Origin of the sequence: 'Vigna radiata' phytoplasma (assembly GCF_030586915.1) — a bacterium.
In the GTDB taxonomy this organism is placed as follows: Bacteria; Bacillota_I; Bacilli_A; order Acholeplasmatales; family Acholeplasmataceae; genus Phytoplasma; species Phytoplasma australasiaticum.
In genome coordinates, this window is sequence record NZ_JAOSIS010000053.1 from 1 (window position 1) to 1051 (window position 1051).

The 1051-nt window shown below is 20.7% G+C and carries 1 protein-coding gene; it reads left to right on the top strand.

From position 1 onward, the window contains the following. The first annotated feature begins 146 nt into the window (after positions 1–146). Positions 147–899: a hypothetical protein gene (locus OC710_RS02705; RefSeq protein ID WP_004994635.1), complete on the top strand. Its 753-nt coding sequence runs from the start codon at positions 147–149 to the stop codon at positions 897–899. Positions 900–1051: the final 152 nt, after the last annotated feature.

A 1051-nucleotide genomic window follows, 5' to 3' on the forward strand; every position in this document is an offset into this window, starting at 1 on the left:
TATGAAATTTTCTATGAAATTTTTTATAAAATTATTAGTAATATAAATATTAACTTATTAAAGAAGTGTATATTTAATATTCTTTATATCAATAATGATAAGGATAATAAATTAAATATTAAATTGTAAAAAAGGAAGATTTATCTATGTTTGATAATTCAAAAAAAAAATTATCTAGTAAAGCTTTTGTTTTTTTAATTGTATTAATTATATTTTCAAGTGCCACTTATTTCATTAAATTAAATAATTATTCTTTTCGTAATTATGACTCAGAGCAAAAATTACTAACTTTGATAAGTGGCGCTTTTTATAATACTTTTTATAATTTCACTTTTCAAAGTAATTTTTTAGTTCTTTTATTTTGTATTGGAACTTTAAATTCTAAATTTCGAAATCATAAAAATTATTCTTTATGGGCTTTTTGTGTTTTAATTGATATATTATTAACCGGCGTCGTTTGGAATTTAATCGCCGATCCTTTTGTAGATTATGAAAATTTTAAATATGAATTTTTAACAGTGAGTTTATGTGAACATACTTATATTCCGATATTATTTACTATTTTTTATTTTAGTAATTGTTATGTTAATCCTCCTTTGGCCCCTTGCCTTAAACATTATTTAGCTTTAATCCATCCTTTGTTTTATCTTTTTTATTCCTTAATTTTAGGTTCGATCGAAAATCAACGTTTTTATCAATATCCTTATAATTTTATGAATCCTTTTTTATACTGTAATATCAGCTCAATAATTAATGATTTTTTTGATTTAAATTTTTATAATAATTTCTCTCAAGGATGGCTTGGTGTTTTAATAAATAATGTTTTTTTATTGTTAGTTTTATTAATTGTTATTCCTATTCTATTTATAATAAAAAAAAAATTAGTAAATATAAAATAATCTCCAAGTTATTCCAAATTTTTATCAATCAAGATTTTTCGAAAGAATAAATAAATCATGTTGAAGAAAAGTCAATTAATCAGAGGAATGACACTCATATGAGCTCAAAAAACAATCTCTTCACATTAATAATCAATCCATTTTAATGAGTG

Coding starts and splice junctions, on each gene's coding strand:
- OC710_RS02705 (WP_004994635.1), top strand. CDS start 147: ATGTTTGATAATTCAAAAAAAAAATTATCTAGTAAAGCTTTTGTTTTT.